Genomic DNA, 16,159 nt, shown 5'->3' with positions numbered 1-16,159 from the left:
GACGCAGAGCCGTGGTGCTACCGCAGCCCGCTGAGGATCGCCGCGGAGGCACCCATCGCCTGCGCCGCCTGCAGGGCGCTGTGTCCGTGGCTGTCCGGCACGGCGGGGTCGACGCCGGCCGCCCGCAGCCGCCGGATCAGAGCGACGTCACCGATGAGGTGGGCCATGTGCAGCAGTGATCGGCGCTGCACGCCGCGGACACCGCGAGGGTCGACCCCGGCGTCCAGCAGCCGGTGCACCTCGGCGACGTCGCCGTGGCCGGCCGCGAGCAGCATGTGGCGGGCGACCATCCGGATCTGCCGCGGCAACGGTCCGGTCCGGGCCGACCAGTTGTCCAGCACGGCGAGGCAGCCGGTTGACCTGCCACCCAGCGCACGCAGGGCGAGTTCGCGGCGCACGTCGTCCGGGGTGTGGCTCAACGCCGCCAACCTGCCGTCGCGCCACCCCACGTAGTGCCGCCGGTGGCCGCACTGGACGTGGATGCCTTCGGGCACCCGTACACCGGCCGCCGGGGCGTACGCAGTGTCCGGGGCGTCCGGGAACATCGCGGCGCGTACCAGCGGATGCACGGCGCTGATGGGCAGCCACCCGCGGCGCAGCGCCTCGACGAACCACGGCAGGTTCAAGGCGGTCTCCGGCACCGCCGGCAGGCGCTGCGCCCGGCGCCACCTGTCCACCCGCAGCACCGCCCCCGCGCCTCGGCGCAGCGTGAGCGTCAGCGCCTGGTCCGGCAGCTGCGGCAGCCAGGTCACCAGGACCGTGCCCGACCTCGCGCCGGCGCCGAGCAGGTCCCAGGCGGCCGGCACGACCAGGCTCATCCGGAAGAACGGCAGCAGCGCCCCGGCGGCGTTGAACGCCGCCGTGACCGTCGGGTCGATCTCGACCCCGGCCGCCCGCCATCCGGCGAGGCGGTCGTCGAGGAGCAGCCGTTGCTCCCACTCCGCGCTCGCCGCACGGTCGTCCCTCGGCGGCGCCGTCTGCGGCAGGTCCGCGCGGTCCAGGCGGCGGCCGTCGCGGTGGAAGCCCGGTGTACGGTCACCGCCGCCCAGCCGGTGCGGCAGCCGCGTGGCGTGGCGCGCGTCCCACAGATGCCGGCTGCTGTCCCACCGGCTACGTACCCAGGCTGTGTCCGTCGACAGCCGCAGCCGGTGCGGCCCGTACGTCTCGAAGCGGCAATGCACGACGAGCGCCAGCCCCCTGGGGTACTGCGCCAGCAGCAGCGGCAACCGGACGCCGCGCGCACACTCCAGGCCACCGTCGAGCAGATGCCAGCGGAGCAGATCCGGCGCCAGGTGCCGCAGGTCGTCCAGCATCCGGGGCTCCGCCGCGAGCACCGACGCGTCGACCTCGACGCCGGCCGCCGCGCACGCGCCCTGCCAGTCGCCCGCGAGCCGGCATCGGGTGGCGGCCCGCACGGCGGCGGCCGGAAGGTCGTACCTGCGCAGCACCGGCTCGGACAGCGCCATCGGCGTCCCCCGAACACGCGACGACAGGACGATGACGGGCGGCCGGATTCGAACCGGCGTCCTCAGGAATTGCAGTCCCGCCGCGACGACCTCTGCGCTACACCCGTCGCGGCGCATGCTACCGGCCGGCGAGCACCGGTCGGGACACCGTGCTCAACGGAGCCGATGCGCTACGGACGGTGCACCCTTGGCCGCGCACCCAGTAGCATCGGCGCACCGATCGATGCGCGGCGACAGGGAGACGACATGTCCACTGCCAACCAGCTCGCTGAAGACCTGCTCGACGTGATGCTCGACGTGTTCCCCATCGGCGCCTCCCTGCTCGGCATCCCCGGCCGCGACGACCAGATGCGCGACTACAGCGAGGCCGGCGACGCCGCGATCAGGGACCGCGCGCTCGCGATCGCCGCCCGTGCCCGGGCGCTGGACCCCGCCGGTCTCAGCGACGACGACCAGCTCACCCTCGGCGTCGTCCTGCAGCAGGCGCAGTCCATCGTGGACACCGTGGACCTGCGCTCCACCGAGTATGCGATCACCGACACCTGGACCGCACCGGCCGCGGCGCTGCTGGTCCAGCTGCCGATGGTCGGGCTGACCGACGCCACCCGCGCCGACGGCTATCTCGCCCGGCTCAGGAAGCTGCCGGAGGCGTTCGCGCAGATCGCCCAGCGCCACCGCGACGGCATCGCCGCGGGCCGACGGCCGGTCCGGCACCTTGTCGAAGGTGCCGTCGCGCACCTCGACCGCTACCTGGCCAACGCCGACGGTGACCCGCTGCGCAAGCCCGCGCCGGCCGACGACAACGGGTTCGCCGCCGAACGTGACCGGCTGATCGACGAGGTCGTCCGGCCCGCCGTCGCCGCCTACCGCGACACGCTCGCCACCGAGATCGCCCCCGCCTCCCGCGGCCTGGAGGAGGCCGGCCTGTGTTTCCTGCCCGGCGGCGACGAGCTGTACCTGCGCCAGGTGCGCCTGCACACCACCACCGACCGCACGCCCGACGAGCTGCACCGCATCGGCCTCGACCTGATCGCCGGGCTCGCCAGGGAGTTCGCGGAGATCGGCGCGGAGGCGTTCGGCGCCTCCGACACCGCCGACGTGCTGCACCGTCTGCGCACCGACCCGGCGCTGCGTTGGCGCGACGGTGACGAGATCCTCGACGCGGCACGCGACGCGATCGAGCGCGCCGAGAAGGCCGCACCCGAGTGGTTCGGCACGCTGCCGGCGCAGCGGTGCACGGTCGCGCCGGTCCCCGCCGCCGAGGCTCCCGGCGCTCCCGCCGCCTACTATCTGGCCCCGGCGATCGACGGCAGCCGCCCCGGCATCTACTTCGCCAACACCTTCCAGCCCGGCGGCCGCGACCGCACGGTCGCCGAGGCGACCGCCTTCCACGAGGCCGTCCCCGGCCACCACTTGCAGATCAGCCTCGCGCAGGAGCTGACCGGTCTGCCGCTGCTGCGGCGTATCGCGCAGTTCACCGCGTATGGCGAGGGCTGGGGGCTGTACGCGGAGCGCCTCGCCGACGAGATGGGCCTCTACTCCAGCCCGCTCACCCGGCTCGGCATGCTCGCCACCGACTCGATGCGCGCCGCCCGTCTCGTCGTGGACACCGGTATCCACGCGAAGGGCTGGAGCCGCCAGCAGGTCGTGGACTACCTGCGGGCCAACACCGCGATGGCGGAGGTCGAGATCCAGTCCGAGACCGACCGGTACATCGCCGACCCCGGCCAGGCCCTCGCGTACATGGTGGGCCGCCTGGAGATCCAGCGGCTCCGTGAGCAGGCCCGCGCCGCGATGGGGGACCGGTTCGACATCCGCGCCTTCCACGACACCGTCCTCACCTCCGGCCCGCTGCCCCTCGGCACTCTCGCCGAGCGCGTCCGACGCTGGGCGGCGTGAGCGGCCGCGGCGTGAGCGGGCGCGCGGCTATTCGCGGGTGGCTCCGATCGGCACGGGCAGTGCCGCGGCGACGCGTCGCGCCAGCTTGACCGGGTCGGCCCAGCCGGGGACCAGGGCCTGCAGAAGCTCGACGGCGGTCTGGCCGTCGGAGGCCGCGGCCGGGGAGTATTTGAGCAGTTGCCAGCCGGCGCGGCGGGGCGGGTCGTCGCGGGGTTCGGTGGGGTACTGCCAGCCCTGGTTGGTGCCGAAGAACAGATGCTCGTCGCCGACCGGGAGGACGTCGCGGATGCCCCAGTTGCAGGCGTTGTTGAACCCGGTGGTGGTGAGCGGCCAGGCGGGGCTGTCGGCGTCGTCGAACACCCAGACCTGCCCGGCGGTGCGGTTGTCCCGCAACACCAGCCGGGCCGCCAGCTGCCGCCACATCGTAGTCTCCACCGCGGTGACGGGCCGGCCGAGGAGCTGCGCGAGTATCCCGGTGGCGGGGTTGAGGGTGATGTCGCGGAACACCCGTTCGGCGTTGAAGGTGCTCGGCATCGAGGTCGACGAACAAGCGGTACTTCGCGCCGCCGAGGTCGGCCACCGCTGGCGCAACCCGATCTGGCGCCACGCCGACGGCTCCCTCGCCGAGTGGTGACAACATGAGCGTCCTCCTTTGGCACCGATCCGCGCGGTTCGGTGTCGTAGGTCGGGTCGGTGCACAGATCCATCGCCTGAGGCCAGACGAGTGGTCAGGCCGGCGGGTGACCACCGCCTGGCTGATCGTCGGTGGTTTGTGCGAGTGGGTGTGGTTGGCCGGTCATGGTGGCGAGTGCGGTGGCGACGGCTTGGAGGTCGGCGTGGATGCAGGTGGTGGTTGCTGGTCCGGTGTTGTCGGTGCGGCAGGCGTAGGGCCGGGGCTTGGAACAAACGCGCGATCGGCACGCGGGAACCCGGGCTGCGTCTCGCGCAAGGTCGGTGCGTGCGAGCGGTTGAGCTAAGGGGTTGGTGTGACGGTGGTCCGGCGGGGGGCCAGGGTCGGGGTGAGCTTCATGTGGGTGGCGGGGCGGGTGCGGTCGGCGATGCGCTCCAGGATGAGCCGGGCCGAGTTGCGGCCCATCTGGCGTCCGCCCTGATCGACGCTGGTGAGCGAGATCGGTGCGAACGCGGCGAACATCGTGTTGTCGTAGCCGGCGACGGCGACGTCGTCGGGCACGGCGAGGCCGGCCTCCGCGATGGCCTGCAGTGCCCCCATGGCGACGATGTCGGCGCCCGCGAAGATGGCGGTCGGGCGGTGCAGCCGCGACAGCAGCTGTTGGGCGCCGAGGTATCCGCCCTCCTGGGTGTAGCTGGTGGACGCGATGTCGATGTACTCGTCCAGCCGGTGGGCCCGCATCGCCTGCCGGTAGCCGTCGGCGCGCACGGCGTTGGGCATCTCGGCGAGGCGGTCCGGGTCGTTCTCGAGGTGATCAATGTGGGCGATGCGGCGGTGGCCGAGCTCGACGAGGTGGTCGACGACGAGTCTTGCTCCGGTGATGTCGTCGTCGGCCACGGAGTCGTAGCTTGCCGAGCGTCCGTGCCGTCCGACGGTGACGGTCGGGACCAGGCCGGCGACGCGGTCGAGGTGCTGGCGCGAGGAGACCGGGGCGACGAGGATGAGGCCGTCCATGCTGTGATCGATCATTGTCTCGGTCACCCGCGCCTCTTCGGCCTGGCCGTTGCAACCGGGGCCGATGAGCACCTGATAGCCGGCGTCCCGGAGGAGCTCGGTGATGCCGTCGAGGACGTCGGCGAAGAACGGGTTGCGGATCGTCGGCAGCATCACGCCGATGCTGTAAGTCTGGCCGCGCATGCCTCGGGCGGCGGCGTGCGGCCGATAGCCGAGGTCGGCCATCGCTTGGCGGACCTTCGCCTGCATCTCCGGACTGGCGCCGTAGGCGTTGCGGAGTACCTTCGACACCGCGGTCGTGGACACGTTGGCGTGGCGTGCGACGTCGACGATGGTGACGCGCCGGGCGGGTGCCGCCGTCTTGCGCATCCAGGCTCCTCCGGCTGGTCCAGTGTGGGCAACGTTACCCGCGAGTATACGGCCGGCCAGGTGGGCCCGGCCAGTATGTGCTGCGCCCGCAGCGGTGCTGCCGAGGGCAGCCGGTCACGGCAAGCAGCTTGCTGTGCGTGCTGGGCACGTCCACGATCGTGACCCTTCGAGCTGGGGCGTCAGGACTCATCCGGTGGACCTCCCATAGGTTGGGCAACGTTACCCTCGCAGAGGTAGGGATGATCTCCCTCGGAGGCGCAGTCCCTTGAGGACGCGGTGCTGGGTAATGCTGGTGAAGCACTGCCGACCCCTTGACGTAACAGCGCGAATGATCCTATGGTCGGCGTCACACATTCGGAAAACGTTGCCCATTCCCTGCGAAACTTCCCACCGCTTTTGGTCGGGTGGTCTCGGATCTGCGACAGCCCCGGCACCAATCCCATGGCGGCCGGCCGTACGACGCCGGCCAGCACCTGTTCGGCCCAAGGATGAAACGTTTCATAAGGTGGTCATTGCCCATGACACTTGCCGTGAAGCCGCAGGCCCCCTCACGCTATGCGGGAACACCGCGAGGGCGCCGAACCGGCCCCCCATGGTGGTTCGGCCTGCCGGCGATGCTGCTGTTCGCCTTCGTTGTGCTGCTGCCGAGTTCCCGCGGCGTGTACTACGCCTTCACCGACTGGGACGGGCTGTCGCCGGACTGGTCGTTCGTCGGCCTCGACAACTTCACCGCGATGGTCGACGACCCGGACGCGATGCAGGCGGTCTGGCACACGCTGGTCATCGCCGTCGCGATCACGGTCATTCAGAACGGTGTCGGGCTGCTGCTCGCACTCGGCGTCAACGCGATGATCAAGTCGCGGAACGTACTGCGGGTCTTCCTGTTCGCGCCGGCCGTGGTGACGCCGATCGTGACCGCCTACCTGTGGCGCAACCTGCTCGGCCCGGACGGGGCGGTCAACAGCCTGCTCGCCGCGCTGGGGCTCGGGTCCTGGCGGCAGGACTGGCTCGGCGACCCGCAGCTGGCGCTCTGGTCGGTGGTCGCCGTCATCGTGTGGCAGTTCGCCGGCTACTCCATGGTGATCTTCCTGGCCGGGCTCCAGTCGATCCCGAAGGAGATCTTCGAGGCCGCCGCGGTGGACGGCACCGGCCCGGTACGCCGGTTCTGGTCGATCATCCGGCCGCTGCTCGCACCGGCGATCACCATCAACCTGATGCTGTCGATCATCGGCGGGATCAAGCTCTTCGACCAGGTGTACGCGCTCACCGGCGGCGGCCCCGGGCACGCCACCGACACCATCTCCACGCTGATCTACAAGGACGCGTTCACCCTCGGCGAGTTCGGCTACAGCATCGCCCTCGCCGTCGTCCTCACGATCATCGTCGCGGTCGCCTCCACCGGCCAGTACCTGGTGCTCGCCCGCAACGAGCGGGCGGCGTCATGAACCGCTACCGCTGGCGGACGTTCGCCCTCGAACTGGTCATGGTCGCGGTCGCCGCCGTCATCGGCTTCCCGGTGTACGTGCTCGTCAACCTGGCGTTGCGGGCCCCGTCGGACACCCACTCGCCGATCGAGCCGACCACGTCACCGACGCTGTCGAACTTCACCGAGGCATGGCAGCAGGCTGGCCTGGGCGGTGCGCTCGTCAACAGCGCCCTCGTCACCGCCGTCAGCGTTGTGGTCGTGCTCGCGGTCTCCTCACTCGCCGCGTACCCCCTCGCACGGATCACGGCGCCCTGGTCCCGCGGCACGTTCCTGCTCGTCATGCTCGGCCTCGTCCTGCCATTCCAGCTCGCCGCGCTGCCGCTCTACCAGACGATGCGCGACCTCGGCCTGCTCGGATCGGTGTGGGCGCTGGTGCTGTTCTACTCCGGCCTGCAGGTGCCGTTCACGACGTTCCTCTACGTCGGGTTCCTGCGCTCGCTGCCCCGGGAGTTCGAGGACGCCGCCGCCATCGACGGCTGCGCTCCCGTCCAGGTGTTCCGCTACGTGGTGTTCCCCATGCTCAAACCCGTCACCCTGACCGCGCTCGTGCTCAACGCCGTCGCGGTCTGGAACGACTTCTTCACCCCGCTGCTGTACCTGTCCGGCGGCACCCAGCAGACCGTGCCCGTCGCGCTCGCCGGGTTCTTCGGCCAGTACGTCTCGGACTGGAACCTCGTCTTCGCTGCGCTGCTCATCAGCATCATCCCGGTGCTGGCCGTCTACTTCGCGCTGCAGCGCAGCATCATCAACGGCTTCGCCGGAGGGCTCAAAGGATGACCATCCGCGTCTACGGCCTGCAGACCGAGCAGCGGGCGGAGCCGCTCGGCATCGACCACCCCCGGCCGCGGCTGTCCTGGAAGCTCGACAGCGACCGGCGCGGCGCCGCGCAGACGGCCTACCGCATCACGGCGGCGCTGCAACCGGCGGACCGTCCGTTGTGGGACACCGGTCGCCGTGAGTCCAGCGAAGGACTGCTGGTTTCGTGGGACGGGCCGGTCCTGCAGTCGGCCACCCGCTACCACTGGCGGGTCGAGATCTGGGACGAGACCGGCACGCCGGCCGGGTCTGCGGCGAGCTGGTTCGAGACCGGGCTGCTGCACCGGACGGACTGGACAGCGGTCTGGGTCGGCCGTGACCTGCTGGCCCTGCCACCGGTCGACCCGCCGGGCGCGCACGACGTTGCCGGCGGCGAGCTGTTCCAGCCGCCGCTGCACCTGCGGCGGACGTTCGATCTCGACCGGCGGCCGGTCCGCGCCCGGTTGTACGCCACCGCGCGGGGCGTCTACGAGCCCTGGCTCAACGGCGTGCGGATCGGCGACCACGAGCTGGCGCCGGGTTGGACGGAGTACCACCGGCGCCTGCAGTACCAGACATATGACGTGACCGGCCTCGTCGACGACGGGCCGAACGTGCTCGGCGCGGTGGTGGCCGACGGCTGGTGGAGCGGCTACATCGGGTTCGACCCGCGCCGCGCGGCGCAGCACTACGGCGACTGCCCGGCCTACCTCGCGCAGCTCGTGCTCGACTTCGCCGACGGCTCCCGCCGGGTGATCGCCACCGACGCCGGGTGGACCGAGCAGCCGGGCGCCGTTCTGTCCGCGGACCTGCTCATGGGCCAGGTCGTCGACGCCCGCCGGGGCACCGGGACTGGCGGGTTCGCGCCGGTCGCGATTCTCGACGCCGAGCCTGGCCCGTTGGTCGCGCAGCCCGACGAGCCGGTCCGCGTCACCGCCGAACTGCCAGCCGTGACGGTCGAGCTGCGGGCGCCCGGCCAGTACGTCGTCGACTTCGGGCAGAATCTCGTCGGACGCGTCCGGCTCACGCTGCGCTCGGCACCACGCGGCCACCTCGTCTCCATCCGGCACGCCGAGACGCTCGCCGGAGGCGAGCTGTACGTGGCGAACCTGCGCCGCGCCGCCGCCGCCGACCGCTACATCGCCGCCGGCGAACCGCAGGAAGTGTTCGAGCCGCAGTTCACCATCCACGGCTTCCGCTACATCGAGATCGACGGCCACCCCGGCGAGCTGGCCGCCGCCGACGTCGTCGCCCGCGTGCTGCACAGCGACACCGCCTGGACCGGCCGGTTCGAGTGCTCCGACCCGGTCACGAACCAGCTGTATGCCAACATCGGCTGGGGCCAGCGCGGAAACTTCGTCGCCGTGCCGACCGACTGCCCACAACGCGACGAACGCCTCGGCTGGCTCGCCGACGCGCAGATCTTCGCCCCGACGGCGAGCCGCAACGCCGACGTCGCCGCGTTCTTCGCCCGCTGGATGCGTGACGTCGTCGACGGCCAGGACACCGGCGGGGCATTCCGGGACGTCGCCCCAGTCATCACCATGCACCGCGAGGCCGCCCCGGCCTGGGGCGACGCCGGCGTGATCATCCCCTGGCACCTGTGGCGCACCTACGGCGACCGGCAGGCGCTGGCGGACTCCTTCGACGCGATGACCGCATGGATCGCCCACGTCCGCCGGCACAACCCGGACCTGCGGTGGCGACACCGCACCGGCAACCACTACGGCGACTGGCTGCAGATCGACGCGACCACACCCCGCGAGGTCCTGGCGACGGCGTACTTCGCCCGCAGCACCGCGATCGTCGCCGCCGCCGCCGACGTCCTCGGCCGGCAGCGCGCCGCGGCCGAGCACCGCGCGCTGCATACGGCGATCCGGGATGCGTTCATCACCTCGTACGTGCGCGCCGACGGCACCGTCGAAGGGGAGACCCAGACCGCCTACCTCCTCGCCCTCGCCTTCGGGCTACTGCCCGACGAGCTGATCCCGGTCGCGGTCAAGCACCTGGCCGCGGACATCGAGCGGCGCGGCAACCGGCTCACCACCGGGTTTGTCGGCGTGCCGCTGCTGTGCCCGGTGCTGGCCCAGCACGGCCGGGCCGACCTCGCCTACGCGCTGCTGCACCAGGACGAGTTCCCGTCCTGGGGGTACTCGATCCGCCACGGCGCGACCACGATCTGGGAGCGCTGGGACGGCTGGACCGAGCACGGCGGGTTCCAGGCCGATGCGATGAACTCCTTCAACCACTACAGCCTCGGCAGCGTCGGCGAATGGCTGTTCGGCCGGGTCGCCGGCATCGACCAGACGCCCGGCTCGGTGGCCTACCGGGAGCTGCTGCTGCGCCCGCTGCCGGGCGGGCGGCTCACCTGGGCCCGCGCCGAGCAGGACACCGCCCGCGGCCTGGTCGCCTGCGGCTGGGCCGTCACCGGCGACCGGATCACCGTGACCGCCACGGTGCCGCCGGGATGCACCGCCCTGCTGGAAGTCCCCACCGCCGAGCCGGCCAGCGTGCGCGAGCACGACGAGCCGGCACGTGCGCGGCCCGGGGTCCTCGGGGCCGAACCGTCTGCCACCGGGCTCACCGTGCGGCTGACGTCCGGCCGTTACACCTTCACCGCATCCCACACCCCCGATCACACCCCCGTCCAGGAGATGTCATGAGACCGTCCCGAATACCAGCGCTCGCCGCCGCGCTGACCGTCGCGCTCGTGCTCGGCGCGTGCAGCAGCGGCACGAACGCCGGCTCCGGCAGTGACAGCAACACCCTGACCCTCGCGTCCGTCGACCAAGGCTCCATCGAGGAGGTCGTGAAGGCGTTCGAGGCCGCCAACCCCGGCGTCAAGGTCCGCTACACCACCAGCGGTGCCGACCAGTACCAGCAGCAGATCCGCACCCAGCTGGCCTCCGGCACCGCGCCCGACGTGATGACGGTCTGGCCCGGCAACGGCAACCCCGGCGCCACGTTCGTGCTGGCCAAGCCCGGCTACCTCATGGACCTGTCCGACCAGCCGTGGGCGTCGAAGCTGCCGGCCGGGCTCAAGAGCGTGGCGCAGTACCAGGGCAAGACCTACAACGCCGTGTTCGGCCTCAACGGCATCGGTGCCGTCTACAACGAGCAGGCGCTCGCCCAGGCCGGCCTCAAGGCACCGGGCACCTGGACGGAGCTGCTGGCCTTCTGCAAGGCCGCGGCAGGCAAGGGCAGCCCGGCGTTCGCCCTCGGGATCCAGGACAACTGGGTCAACCAGCTCGCCCTCTACGCCCTCGCGGCCACCGTGGTCTTCGGCGCCGAGCGGGACTTCGACACCAAGCTGCAGAGCGGTGCCACCTCGTTCGCCCAGTCGCCGTGGACGACCGCGATGGCCAAGTACCAGGAGATGGACAAGACCGGCTGCTTCCAGAAGAACCCGCTCGGTACCAGCTACGAGGCCAGCCAGGACCTCGCCGCGACCGGCAAAACCCTCGGCATCATCCAGGGCAACTGGGTCGTCGCCCTGCTCAAGGGCAAGAACCCCAGCGGCACGTTCACCCTCAAGGCGTTGCCCGCGACCGACACCCCAGCCGAGTTCATGATGCCCGCCGCCGCGGGCGCCGGCTACGGCGTCAACGCCAAGGCCAAGAACAAGGACTTGGCGCTGAAGTTCGTCAACTTCGTCATGTCGCCGGAGGGCATGAAGGTGTTCAACGCCAAGCAGGGCAGTCTGCCGTCGCTGGCGGACAGCGGCTCCGCGGTCGACCCGGCGTTCACCGAGCTGACCACATACCTCAAGGACAACCGGACCGTGCCGTTCATGGACCAGCTCTGGCCCAACGCGAAGGTCCAGCAGACCATGCTGTCCGGCCTGCAGGAAATCTTCAGCGGACAGTCCACCCCGGACAAGGTGCTCGCCGCCATGGACGCCGACTACAAGGCCGGCGCCTGACTACCCCACACTGCGCCGGTCGGCAACGGCCGGCGGGGCCACATGTGAAGGAGTACCAGTGTCAACCACCAGACATCGGGTGCGCGCACTCGTGGGACTTTGGGCGACCCTCGCCCTGGTCATGTCCCAGGCATTGAACGCCACGCCGGCCGCAGCAGCCGGCGAGCGGGCCAACGTCGAAGTCATCAACCTCAACGTCGACGGCCGGTCCGGCCAGTCCCTGGGCATCGACAACGCCGCCCCGGTCCTCGGCTGGCAGATTGCCGAAACCCGCCGCGCGGCCACACACCCCTGCTACCGCCCGAACTCCCGTGCCGCGTGCCCCGCCGACCGGCAGACCGCGTATCAGATCCGGGCCGCCACCAGCGAGGCGAACCTCGAACACGGCAGGCTCATCTGGGACACCGGCCAGGTGCAGTCCGCGACCCAGACCGGCATCTCGTACGCGGGGCGCAAGCTCGGTTCCCGCGACCGGGTCGTGTGGCAGGTCCGGGCCTGGGACGCCGACCGGCGCCCGTCCGAGTGGAGCACGCCGTCGTCGTGGGAGATGGGCCTGCTGCAGCCGTCCGACTGGGGCACGGCCCGCTGGATCGAGTACCCCGGCCGGGTCGAGAACCAGCCGATGCCGATGTTCGCTCGGCAGTTCACCGTCGACCATCGCAGACGCGTGAGCTCCGCCCGGCTGTACCTGTCGGGCGTCGGCCTGCACCTGCCGACCCTCAACGGGCGCACGCTCACCGACGAGGTCCTCGCCCCCGGCAACAGCAACTACCAGCTCTCCAGCGAGTACCGCACCTACGACATCACCCGCGACCTGCGCGACGGCGGCAACACCCTCGGCGTCCAGCTTGGCAACGGCCCGGCGTACGTCCGCCGCAGTGTCACCAACCCGGCGGTCGGCCGGATCTCGCCGTACTCCTGGTGGCAGAGCCAGCTCAAGGGCGCCGGAACCCTGGTCGCTGACTCCGCGTCCGGCGCGACGACCGTCAAACTCGACAGCGTCGCCAACTATCACGTCGGCGGCACGATCAACATCGACACCGGCAACGGCGGTGACGGCCTCGAATCCCGCACGATCACCGCGATCGGCACCGCCGGCGTGGATGGCACCGGCATCACGTTCACGCCGGGCCTGGCGAAGCCGCACATCACCGGCACGGCGGTCACCGGCTCCGGCAACAATGTCGCCGCCAGCGACGCCTCGGCCGGCGCCGCAGTAACGCCCCGGCTGATCGCGCGGCTGGAGATCGCCTACACCAACGGCTCGACCGACGTGGTCGTGTCCGACCGGTCCTGGCACACCGCGCTCGGTCCGCTCGTCACCGACGCCTGGTACTCCGGCGCCGACTACGACGCCCGCCGCGAGCAGGCCGGCTGGGACCGGCCCGGCGCCGATCTGTCGACCACCGCGAAGCGCCGCGACGGAATATCCACCGGCTGGATCGACGCGGGCATCGCGCCGCCGCCGAACCTGGCCACGAAGCTCGTCGCCCGCACCGCCGAACCCGTCGGCGTGGTTGAAACGTTTACACCGGTGTCGGTGACGAACCCCGTCCCCGGCACGTGGGTGTTCGACTTCGGTCAGAACATCGTCGGCTGGCCCGAACTGCACCTGCCCGGCGGCCTCCCGGCCGGCACGGTCGTCAAAATGGCCCCGGCCGAGTCGCTCGCCGCGGACGGCACCGTCGACCAGGCGTCTCTCATGGGCGGCGGCGGTAGCCGCGGCCGCGACCTGTTCAACACCTACACCACCGCCGGCCTGAGCGGCGGGGAGACCTGGCATCCGAACTTCAACTATTTCGGCATGCAGTGGGTGCAGGTCACCGGCCTGCCGGCCGGCTACGTCCCGACCAGGCAGCTCGTCAAGGGCCTGCGGCTACAGGCGGCCGTCCCGGTCGCCGGTGAGGTGACCACGTCCAACGCGCGGATCAACCGCATCCACACGATGTCGCGGTACTCGTTCGCATCCAACGTCATGTCGGTGTTCACCGACTGCCCCGGCCGGGAGAAGCTGTCCTACCCGGCCGACTACACCATGCCGATGGCGTCCATCCACCGCAACTTCGAGCTCGACGCCTACCTGCGCACCACCATGCACCACCTCGTCGAAGGCCAGTCGATGGCCGACACGCCGATGTACGGCAACGTCGCGCTGAAGACACCTGTCTACGACTGGGGCTACACCGGCCGGTTCGGCGACGAGATCAACTGGGGCAACGCGATCATCCTGGTCCCGTCGATGCTCTACGAGCTGTACGGCGACACCCAGACGATGGCCCGCTACTACGAGCCGATGGTCCGCTTCGCCGACTACATCCAGCGGCAGAAGGTCGGCACCGGCGACAGTGCGTACATCGTCGACGCCGCGCTCGCCGACTGGGTCGCCGCCGACCAGACCTCGGGCCGGATCACCGGCACCTGGGGCTACTACACCATGATCAGCAAGCTCGCTGTGATGGCGGAGCTGACCGGGCACCAGGCCGACGCGGCGAAATACCGGACGCTCGCCGCCGACATCAAGGCCGCGTTCAACGCCCACTTCTACAACACGACCCTGCGCCGGTACACCACCGCCGGCAACGCCGGCACCACCGGCGCGACCCAGACCGCGCAGGCGCTCGCCCTCGACGCCGGGCTCGTCCCGGACAGCGAGCGCGGCGCCGTCCTCGACGCGCTTGTCGAGCTCGTCTCCGCGTTCCACCCCAACGGCGAGGGACCGCACTTCAGCGGCGGCACCATCGGCATGGCCCCGACCGTGCGAGCCCTCGCCGACGGCGGCCGCGACGACGTGCTGTGGGACCTGCTGCAGCGCGACGAACAGCCCAGTTACGGCTACTTCATGGCGTCGACCACCGCCAACCCGGGCGGCATGACGACGATGGGGGAGCGGTGGACCCGCGGTGACTCGAAGAACCACATGATTCTCGCCCAGATCGAGGAGTGGTTCCACACGGACCTGGCCGGCATCCGCTCGACCGGCGGCGCCTACCGGTCGCTGGTCATCCGGCCGAAGCTCGTCGGGGACCTTACCTTCGTCGAGGGCAGCTACCAGACGCCGCAGGGCCCCGCGCGCTCGGCGTGGAAGCTCGACGGCCAGCGGTTCCGGCTCGACGTGACGATCCCGGCGAACACCACCGCCGAGATCTGGGTGCCACTGCGCGGCGGTCACGTGGTGGGCCAGCCCGGCCGGACCCAGTTCCTGCGCCTCGACGGCGGCTACGCCGTCTACCGCGCCGGATCCGGCTCCTACACCTTCACCTCCGTTCGGCGATAGCCCAGCCCGGAGCGGCCCGGCCCGATGGTCGGGCCGCTCCGGCAGATTGGAACTGCGTGCACCGCGACTTCCCGGCCGGATTCCTGTGGGGAGCCGCCACCTCCGCGCACCAGGTAGAGGGTGGCAATGTCAACAACGACTGGTGGGACTTCGAACACGCCCCTGCCTCGGCCGCCCGGGCGTCGTCCGGTGACGGCATCGACCACTTCCACCACTACGCCGAGGACTTCGCACTGCTGCGGCAGCTCGGGCACAACGCCCACCGGCTGTCGCTGGAGTGGTCTCGGATCGAACCGGCACCCGGCGAGTTCAGCCGGGCCGCCGTCGCGCACTACCGCCGGGTTCTCACCGCCCTCGCCGCTACCGGCATGACGGCCTTCGTCACCCTGCACCACTTCACGCTGCCCCGCTGGTTCGCGGCCCGCGGCGGCTGGCTCAGCCCGGACGCCGTGCACCTGTTCGCCCGGTACTGCCGGCATGTCGCGACCGAACTCGGCGAACTTATGCCACTCGTGTGCACCATCAACGAACCGCAGATGGTCGCGCTGCACGGCTACCTCGAGGGCTACCACCCACCCGGCATCACCAATCCGGTGCTGTGGAAACGGGTGGGCAGGATCCTGCTCGACGCCCACCACGCCGCGGTCGCCGCTGTCCGGGGCGCATCGCCCACGTCGCAGGCGGGCCTGGCCGTGCAGCTGCCGCTGCTCGCGCCGATCCGCGACGACCCGGCCTGCGATGCGTTCCACCGCAGCATGCGCCACGAGATCGTCGACCTGTACCTCGACGGGCTCACCGGACCCGACCGCGGCGACTGGCTCGGCGTCCAGTACTACCGCAAGCAGTGGGTCGACCCGGCGTCCCCGACGTTGTTCGCCGAGCCACCAGCCGGCAGCCGCCTGACCCAGATGGGCTGGGCGGTCTACCCGGACGGCCTGCGGCAGATGCTGCACCGCGCCGAGGCCACCGGCATGCCGCTCTACGTCACCGAGAACGGCATCGCCACCGAAGATGACGACGAACGCCTCGACTACCTGCACACCCACCTCGAAGCCACCGCACAGGCCATCAAGGAAGGCGTCGACGTACGCGGCTACCTGCACTGGTCGGCGTTCGACAACTTCGAGTGGAGCGAAGGCTACCGGCCGAAGTTCGGGCTGATCGGCGTCGACGAGCACTTCAACCGCGTCGCGAAGCCGAGTGCCCACGTGTTCGCCCGCATCGCCCGCACCGGCCGGCTCGACGCTCTCCGTTGATGACGCGGAACGACCCACGAATTGGGCGTGACATCCCCAACGACGCC

Annotated in this window: 10 protein-coding genes and 1 tRNA gene; 7 read left to right on the top strand and 4 right to left on the bottom strand. The window is 71.0% G+C overall.

The window, feature by feature from the left end:
• Window positions 1-17 precede the first annotated feature (17 nt).
• Together ABD332_RS28715 and ABD332_RS28710 are read right to left on the bottom strand one after the other, a co-directional pair.
• Entirely contained in the window at window positions 18-1,466 is a 1,449-nt protein-coding gene (locus ABD332_RS28715) for a hypothetical protein (protein ID WP_344505367.1), read from the bottom strand.
• Window positions 1,467-1,499: 33 nt separating this feature from the next.
• A tRNA-Cys gene (locus ABD332_RS28710) sits at window positions 1,500-1,573 on the bottom strand.
• Between the two features lie 139 nt (window positions 1,574-1,712).
• On the opposite strand from ABD332_RS28710, the gene ABD332_RS28705 reads away from it, so the two are divergent.
• Complete coding sequence (locus tag ABD332_RS28705) at window positions 1,713-3,365, top strand: DUF885 domain-containing protein (protein ID WP_344505366.1); 1,653 nt, start codon at window positions 1,713-1,715, stop codon at window positions 3,363-3,365.
• A gap of 27 nt (window positions 3,366-3,392) precedes the next feature.
• Here ABD332_RS28705 and ABD332_RS28700 read toward each other — a convergent pair whose 3' ends face one another.
• Together ABD332_RS28700 and ABD332_RS28695 are read right to left on the bottom strand one after the other, a co-directional pair.
• A complete protein-coding gene (locus ABD332_RS28700; protein ID WP_344505365.1) occupies window positions 3,393-3,899 on the bottom strand; it encodes a hypothetical protein in 507 nt (168 codons plus the stop codon).
• Between the two features lie 439 nt (window positions 3,900-4,338).
• Window positions 4,339-5,379, bottom strand: coding sequence for a LacI family DNA-binding transcriptional regulator (locus ABD332_RS28695; RefSeq protein ID WP_344505364.1), 1,041 nt, complete (start codon window positions 5,377-5,379; stop codon window positions 4,339-4,341).
• Between the two features lie 614 nt (window positions 5,380-5,993).
• Here ABD332_RS28695 and ABD332_RS28690 point away from each other — a divergent pair.
• The 6 genes from ABD332_RS28690 to ABD332_RS28665 all read left to right on the top strand — a co-directional run bounded on the left by ABD332_RS28690 (window position 5,994) and on the right by ABD332_RS28665 (window position 16,112).
• On the top strand, window positions 5,994-6,824 hold the full coding sequence (locus ABD332_RS28690; RefSeq protein ID WP_344505363.1) for a carbohydrate ABC transporter permease: 831 nt from the start codon (window positions 5,994-5,996) through the stop codon (window positions 6,822-6,824).
• Window positions 6,821-7,642, top strand: coding sequence for a carbohydrate ABC transporter permease (locus tag ABD332_RS28685; protein WP_344505362.1), 822 nt, complete (start codon window positions 6,821-6,823; stop codon window positions 7,640-7,642). The genes ABD332_RS28690 and ABD332_RS28685 overlap by 4 nt, the downstream gene beginning before the upstream one ends.
• Window positions 7,639-10,323, top strand: a complete 2,685-nt coding sequence (locus ABD332_RS28680) for an alpha-L-rhamnosidase (RefSeq protein ID WP_344505360.1) — start codon at window positions 7,639-7,641, stop codon at window positions 10,321-10,323. Before ABD332_RS28685 ends, ABD332_RS28680 begins: the two co-directional genes overlap by 4 nt.
• A complete protein-coding gene (locus ABD332_RS28675; protein WP_344505359.1) occupies window positions 10,320-11,582 on the top strand; it encodes an ABC transporter substrate-binding protein in 1,263 nt (420 codons plus the stop codon). The genes ABD332_RS28680 and ABD332_RS28675 overlap by 4 nt, the downstream gene beginning before the upstream one ends.
• Window positions 11,583-11,661: 79 nt before the next feature.
• Window positions 11,662-14,856, top strand: coding sequence for a family 78 glycoside hydrolase catalytic domain (locus ABD332_RS28670; RefSeq protein WP_344505358.1), 3,195 nt, complete (start codon window positions 11,662-11,664; stop codon window positions 14,854-14,856).
• 56 nt (window positions 14,857-14,912) lie between these two features.
• Window positions 14,913-16,112, top strand: a complete 1,200-nt coding sequence (locus tag ABD332_RS28665; RefSeq protein WP_344505357.1) for a glycoside hydrolase family 1 protein — start codon at window positions 14,913-14,915, stop codon at window positions 16,110-16,112.
• Window positions 16,113-16,159: the final 47 nt, after the last annotated feature.

It is taken from the genome of Dactylosporangium maewongense (genome assembly GCF_039531485.1).
In the GTDB taxonomy this organism is placed as follows: Bacteria; Actinomycetota; Actinomycetes; order Mycobacteriales; family Micromonosporaceae; genus Dactylosporangium; species Dactylosporangium maewongense.
This window is presented reverse-complemented; position numbering and strand designations above follow the sequence as displayed.

What these genes read in the sequence shown, in the direction of transcription:
- ABD332_RS28705 (WP_344505366.1), top strand. Translation starts at nt 1,713, where the DNA reads ATGTCCACTGCCAACCAGCTCGCTGAAGACCTGCTCGACGTGATGCTC.
- ABD332_RS28680 (WP_344505360.1), top strand. Translation starts at nt 7,639, where the DNA reads ATGACCATCCGCGTCTACGGCCTGCAGACCGAGCAGCGGGCGGAGCCG.
- ABD332_RS28700 (WP_344505365.1), bottom strand. Translation starts at nt 3,899, where the DNA reads ATGCCGAGCACCTTCAACGCCGAACGGGTGTTCCGCGACATCACCCTC.
- ABD332_RS28690 (WP_344505363.1), top strand. Translation starts at nt 5,994, where the DNA reads ATGCTGCTGTTCGCCTTCGTTGTGCTGCTGCCGAGTTCCCGCGGCGTG.
- ABD332_RS28675 (WP_344505359.1), top strand. Translation starts at nt 10,320, where the DNA reads ATGAGACCGTCCCGAATACCAGCGCTCGCCGCCGCGCTGACCGTCGCG.
- ABD332_RS28715 (WP_344505367.1), bottom strand. Translation starts at nt 1,466, where the DNA reads ATGGCGCTGTCCGAGCCGGTGCTGCGCAGGTACGACCTTCCGGCCGCC.
- ABD332_RS28685 (WP_344505362.1), top strand. Translation starts at nt 6,821, where the DNA reads ATGAACCGCTACCGCTGGCGGACGTTCGCCCTCGAACTGGTCATGGTC.
- ABD332_RS28695 (WP_344505364.1), bottom strand. Translation starts at nt 5,379, where the DNA reads ATGCGCAAGACGGCGGCACCCGCCCGGCGCGTCACCATCGTCGACGTC.